At 59.6% G+C, this 5,811-nt stretch carries 6 protein-coding genes; 4 read left to right on the plus strand and 2 right to left on the minus strand.

The genetic code is table 11. The features are described 5' to 3' along the window. A partial coding sequence (locus V6C16_RS06775) for a metal-dependent hydrolase (RefSeq protein WP_333542931.1) occupies nt 1-557 on the minus strand: 557 nt, incomplete at its 3' end. Nucleotides 558-560: 3 nt separating this feature from the next. After that, a complete protein-coding gene (locus V6C16_RS06780; RefSeq protein ID WP_333534490.1) occupies nt 561-911 on the minus strand; it encodes a chemotaxis protein in 351 nt (116 codons plus the stop codon). A 274-nt stretch (nt 912-1,185) separates the two neighbouring features. Between V6C16_RS06780 and V6C16_RS06785 the strand changes: the two genes are divergently transcribed. The 4 genes from V6C16_RS06785 to V6C16_RS06800 all read left to right on the plus strand — a co-directional run bounded on the left by V6C16_RS06785 (nt 1,186) and on the right by V6C16_RS06800 (nt 5,760). After that, nucleotides 1,186-1,833, plus strand: a complete 648-nt coding sequence (locus V6C16_RS06785) for a phosphatidylserine decarboxylase family protein (protein WP_333534488.1) — start codon at nt 1,186-1,188, stop codon at nt 1,831-1,833. A gap of 45 nt (nt 1,834-1,878) precedes the next feature. Continuing rightward, a complete protein-coding gene (gene pssA / locus V6C16_RS06790) occupies nt 1,879-2,640 on the plus strand; it encodes a CDP-diacylglycerol--serine O-phosphatidyltransferase (RefSeq protein ID WP_333534486.1) in 762 nt (253 codons plus the stop codon). A 114-nt stretch (nt 2,641-2,754) separates the two neighbouring features. Continuing rightward, nucleotides 2,755-4,305, plus strand: a complete 1,551-nt coding sequence (locus V6C16_RS06795) for a 2-isopropylmalate synthase (RefSeq protein WP_333534484.1) — start codon at nt 2,755-2,757, stop codon at nt 4,303-4,305. 192 nt (nt 4,306-4,497) lie between these two features. Next, nucleotides 4,498-5,760 carry a 3-isopropylmalate dehydratase large subunit gene (locus tag V6C16_RS06800; protein ID WP_333542932.1) on the plus strand — a complete coding sequence of 421 codons (1,263 nt, stop codon included), beginning with the start codon at nt 4,498-4,500 and terminating at the stop codon, nt 5,758-5,760. Nucleotides 5,761-5,811 lie beyond the last annotated feature (51 nt).

The following is a 5,811-nucleotide window of genomic DNA, read 5'->3' on the forward strand; positions in this document are numbered from 1 at the left end:
TTTGCCAGCCGCTGCTGCGTCTGCGCCGTGTGCCAGGCGTTGAGTCCTATGCACAGAAGCGGATACACAATAACCCAGGCCAGGGTCAGCCGCATGAGACCCCGCCGCGCGCGCCACCTCCAGACCGCCCAGAGCAGGGGCAGGGTCAGCAGCAGGTCTATGATAAAGACCGCATTCAGGCGCACCCGTTCATGCGAAAAGGGCAGATAGATCATGGTTCCGTATGTGGTGATGACATCCAGCCAGATGTGCAGCAACACCATGCAAACCATAAACAGCCAGACTTTTGTAAAGCTCCAGCATCCCGGCGTGCTTGGACGCCACAAAGGGCGCGACAGCAAGGCCAGCAGCAGCCCCAACAGCGGCGCTGCCGCCAGCGAATGGGTAATGCCCCGGTGCAGCAGCAGGAATTGCAGGGGAGTATGGCAAAAAAGCACATCTATATCAGGCGAGGCCGCCGCGAGAGCGGCCAGCGGCACGGCCCAACGGGTGGCGGGGCGGTGCGGTGCGGCCAGCATGGCAACTGCGCCGCTGGCGGCATGCGTAATAGGGTCCATAGGTTATTGCTTGAAAGGGCTGCGTTGTTTGGGAAAAGCCCTGTATTCCGGATGTTCCGGGTTTTGGTCGCGGTCAAGGCCGTGCGCGCGGTTGAACTGCTGCAACCGCCATTGCTGCGTATTGGCCATGACATCGGGCCTGTTTCGCATATAGAGCAGTTGTTGTGTCCGACTGGACCCCATGATGGGGTAACGCAGCTGGTCTTCGGCAGCTACGCCCTGCGCCGTTGCGGAAACGTCGCTGGAGGTTCCCGCTCCTATGTCTTTGGGACCGCACCCGGCCAGCAGGCATGCCAGGACAAGACTGCATATGGCGGCCCGGGCCGGAAAGCGACGGTTGAATATGCTGCTCATGCTGTACAGTATAGTCCCGGCGGCGGCATACGGCAAGAGGGTGTGTCGTTGCCATCCCTAATTACCGGGAGGGGCGGGCAGCATGCATTCATGCCGTCATGCGGGGAAGCTGCTTGCGCCCAAATGCCTGATTTTCGCCATGCTGCGGCCCGAAAACGGTGTGTCTGCGGCCCGCTTTTTTACTTCCGCTTGCCATGCGGATCACATCAGTCTATGCTGCTGCATTGATTGCGCAACCGTGCGGCCTTGCCGCGCATTACGTACAGGAGTTGCCATGCGCCCCGCCCATTGCGGCATTACCCCCGAAGGCTGGCCCTGCATTGGCCTGACCGGATTTTCGGCCCTTGTTTTTGCCGCCCTTGGCTGGTGGCCTCTGGCCCTTGTTTTTCTGGCCCTGTGCTGGTTCAGCATGCATTTTTTCCGCGATCCCGAGCGCGTGACGCCCCAGGGCGAAGGTCTTGCCATCAGCCCTGCCGATGGAAAAGTTATCCGCATTGAAGAAAAAAACGATCCTTTCAGCGGTGAAAAACGCCTGTGCATCAGCATTTTCATGAACGTTTTCAACGTGCATGTGAACCGTTCGCCCGTGGCCGGAACAGTAGAAGACATCCGCTATTTTCCCGGCGCTTTTGTCAATGCCGCCTTTGACAAGGCCGCTACCGACAACGAGCGCTGCGCCTACAGCCTGCGTGATGCCGAGGGAAAGCAGTGGAGCATGGTGCAGATCGCGGGGCTTGTGGCCCGACGCATTGTCTGCCGCACCGATGTGGGCGACACCCTTGAGCGCGGGCAGAAGTACGGCATGATACGCTTTGGCTCACGTGTTGACCTTTACCTGCCTGAAGGATATGTTGCGGCTGCGCAGTTGGGGCAGCAGGTTTTTGCCGGGCAGTGTGTAGTGGCCCGCGCAAAGCAGAGCTAGCTTTTTACAGCGCTATAACGGCCCCTTGGGCCATATTGGTGAAGCATGACCACAGAAGCCAAAAAGCCGCGCAAAGGAGTATACCTCCTGCCGAACATGATCACGACGCTGAGCATGTTTCTCGGCTTTTTGTCTATGGTCTGGGCCGGGCAGGGGCGCTTTGAGGCCGCCTGCATGGCTATTCTGCTTTCCGCCGTTATGGACGGGCTTGACGGCAAGGTGGCCCGCCTGACCAATACGGCCAGCGAGTTCGGCGTACAGTATGACTCGCTTTCCGACCTTGTGGCCTTTGGCCTTGCCCCCGCCATGCTGCTCTGGCAGTGGCAGTTGCAGAGCTTTAACCGCGTGGGCATTGCCGCGGCCTTTATTTACGCCGCCTGCGGAGCCTTGCGCCTTGCGCGTTTCAACGTCAGCACCGCGGCTGCTGGCAAGCGCTTTTTTATCGGCCTGCCCATTCCCGCCGGCGGCTGCACCATTGTGACTTTCGTGTTTTTTGCCGCTCTTTTCCCTGAAGTCTTGCAGCCTGTTACGCCCTATGTGGCCCTTTTGCTGGCCTTGGGCGTGGGTACATTGATGGTGAGCCGGGTGCGGTATTTTTCCTTTAAGGAATACGACTTTTTGCGCGCGCACCCTGTTCGCGCCATGCTTGCCTTTTTGCTCATTCTTGCCACCGTCATTTCTTTTCCCCGCGTCATGGGCTTCGTGCTCTGTGCCGTGTATATTGCCGGTGGTCTCATCTACACCTTCGTGATCCTTCCCCGTCGCGACCGTCAGCTACTACGCGCCCTATCGCCCCAGAGCGATTAAGGTTGCGTAACGGCTCGCCGCCCCATGGGCGGAATGCCTCCCTCCCTGGACCCGCCGCCCTGCCGGTGGCCGTTATGCAAGATACATCACTTGTCATACCCAGAGGAGTTTCTCATGAATAATCGTGTGTATTTTTTCGACACCACCTTGCGCGATGGCGAACAGTCGCCCGGCGCCACCATGAATTTGCAGGAAAAATTGCGCCTGGCCCACCAGCTTGAAGTGCTCGGCGTTGATATTATGGAAGCCGGTTTTCCCGCTTCCAGCCCTGGCGATTTCGAGTCTGTGCAGCGCATTGCCGCACAGGCCGGTGATATACAGGTGGCAGGTCTTGCCCGTTGCGTGGCGAGCGATATCGACCGCTGCTGGGAAGCCATCAAGCAGGCGCGCAACCCGCGCATTCATATCTTTCTTTCCACTTCGCCGCTGCACATGCGCCACAAGTTGCGCAAAGACCCCGATGACGTGCTCAGAATGGCCGTCGAAGGTGTGAAGCGCTGTGCCATGTACACGAGCAACGTGGAATTTTCCTGCGAGGATTTTTCCCGCTCCGAACCGGAATTTCTCTGCCGCGTGGTGGAGGCCGTTATCAAGGCCGGGGCCACCACCGTGAACCTGCCGGACACCGTGGGATATGCCCAGCCCGCCGAATATGCGGCGCGCATAGAGCATGTCATCACCAATACGCCCAACAGCGACAAGGCCATCTTCAGCGTCCACTGCCATAATGACCTGGGCCTTGCCGTGGCGAACACGCTGGCGGCCTTCAAGGTGGGGGTGCGTCAGGCGGAGGTGACGCTCAACGGCATCGGAGAGCGCGCGGGCAATGCCTCGCTGGAAGAGGTTGTCATGAACCTGCGGGTACGCCAGGACTATTTTGGCCTGGAGCACAACATCGTCACCGAGCAGCTCTATCCTTCGTGCCGTCTGCTTTCGATGACCATCGGCCAGCCCATACCCAACAACAAGGCCATTGTGGGGGCCAACGCCTTTGCGCACGAGTCCGGCATCCATCAGGACGGCATGCTTAAAAACCGTGAAACCTACGAAATAATGACGCCGCAGTCGGTGGGCCGCACCGAGAGCAATCTTGTTATCGGCAAGCATTCGGGCCGCAATGCCGTGCGCAACAAGTTTGAAGCCATGGGCTACAAGCTTGAAGATGAGCAGCTCAACCTGCTTTTCGAGGCTGTGAAGCAGTTGGCCGACCGCAAGAAAAGCCTGCATGACGATGACCTCATGGCGCTTGTGCAGGAAGAGATATACCGCGCGCCCGACCGTTTCCGTCTGCGCCATGTAAGCGTGCAAAGCTCGGATGCCGGCGGCGTGCCGCCCACGGCCGCCGTCATTATGGACGTGGACGGCAAGGAAAGCAGCGGTGCCGGATTTGGCGTCGGCCCGGTGGATGCGCTCTTCAATGTCATTGCCGACATGGTGGGGCGCGAGGCTGAGCTTGAGCAATACGCCATCAACGCCATTACCGGAGGAACCGACGCTCTGGGCGAGGTAACCGTGCGCCTGCGCGACGGGGAATACAGCGCGGTGGGGCGCGGGACGCATCCCGATATTTTTGTGGCTAGCGCCCGAGCCTATGTCAACGCCCTGAACCATCTTTCGAAAAAGGAAGAAGAGGGGCCGCGTCTGCATTGTCAGCACGACGGATAGGCGTTTTTTCCTGAACGGATGACCGGCGGCATGGCGTCGGCGTTAAACGGAACCCCTCGGTCCAGACTGTAAAGCCCGGATATGGCAGATTCCCTTTTGGACCGGCACACGCCCCAAAAGGGAATGTATCCAGCAACGAATCCCGCCGGGCATTCCTCAACGGGTGGTTCAAGCTTCAAAGGAGAACAGATCATGGCTCAGACGCTTGCGCAAAAAATATTGCAAGCCCATACGGACGATGTGGTGGAACAGGACGGCCAGATCGTCCAGTGCCGCGTGTCTATGGTGCTTGCCAACGATATTACCGGTCCGCTGGCTATCAAATCCTTTTACGGCATGGGCGCGAAAAGTGTTTTTGACCGCGCCAAGATTGCTCTTGTTATGGACCATTTTACTCCGCAGAAAGATATTGATTCGGCCAATCAGGTGCTCATCAGCCGACGTTTTGCCGAAGAGCAGGGCATTGTACACTATTATGAGGGCGGTGACTGCGGCGTGGAGCATACCCTGCTGCCGGAACAGGGGCTGGTGGGTCCCGGCGACCTTGTTATCGGAGCGGACAGCCACACCTGCACCTATGGCGGCATCGGCGCGTTTGCCACGGGCATGGGTTCCACGGACATTGCGGCGGGCATGGCCCTGGGTGAAACCTGGCTTAAAGTGCCGCCCACCATCCGGGTCAATATCCGTGGCGACATGCCCCGCTGGCTGCGCGGCAAGGATCTGATGCTCATGCTTATCGGCGCCATCGGTGTGGATGGCGCACTGTACAAGGCCCTGGAATTCGGCGGCCCCGTGGTGGACGCCCTTTCCGTTGAGGGGCGGCTGAGCATGGCGAACATGGCTATCGAGGCAGGCGGCAAGGTGGGGCTTTTTGCCGTGGACGCCAAAACACGCACCTATTGCGCCGAGCACAAGCGCCCCGGCGTGCTGGATAATATGGCTGCCGATCCCGGTGCGGTCTATGAGCGCGTGGTGGACATGAGCGTGACGGACAAGGAGCCTGTGGTGGCCTGTCCGCATCTGCCGTCCAATGTGAAACCTGTTTCTGAAGTGCGCGATACGGCCATACAGCAGGTTGTTATCGGTTCCTGCACCAACGGCCGCATCAGCGACATGCGCGATGCCGCCGAAATACTGCGTGGCCGCAAGGTGGACAAAAACGTGCGCTGCATCGTGCTGCCGTCCACGCCCACGGTGTGGAAGCAGTGCCTCCGCGAAGGACTGATCGAGGTCTTTATGGAAGCGGGATGCATTGTGGGGCCAAGCACCTGCGGGCCTTGCCTGGGGGGCCATATGGGAATTCTGGGCGACGGCGAGCGGGCCGTAGCCACCACCAACCGCAACTTCAGGGGGCGCATGGGCAGCCTGAGTTCCGAAGTTTATCTGGCAAGCCCTCTGGTGGCCGCCGCCTCGGCTGTCACCGGTTATGTGGCCGGGCCTGATCAACTGTAAAGCCGGGTCTCTCACCGCCGCCGATCCGCAGCCGGGTATCCAGATCGGAAG

Source organism: Desulfovibrio sp. 1188_IL3213 (genome assembly GCF_036763145.1).
Lineage (GTDB): Bacteria > Desulfobacterota > Desulfovibrionia > Desulfovibrionales > Desulfovibrionaceae > Desulfovibrio.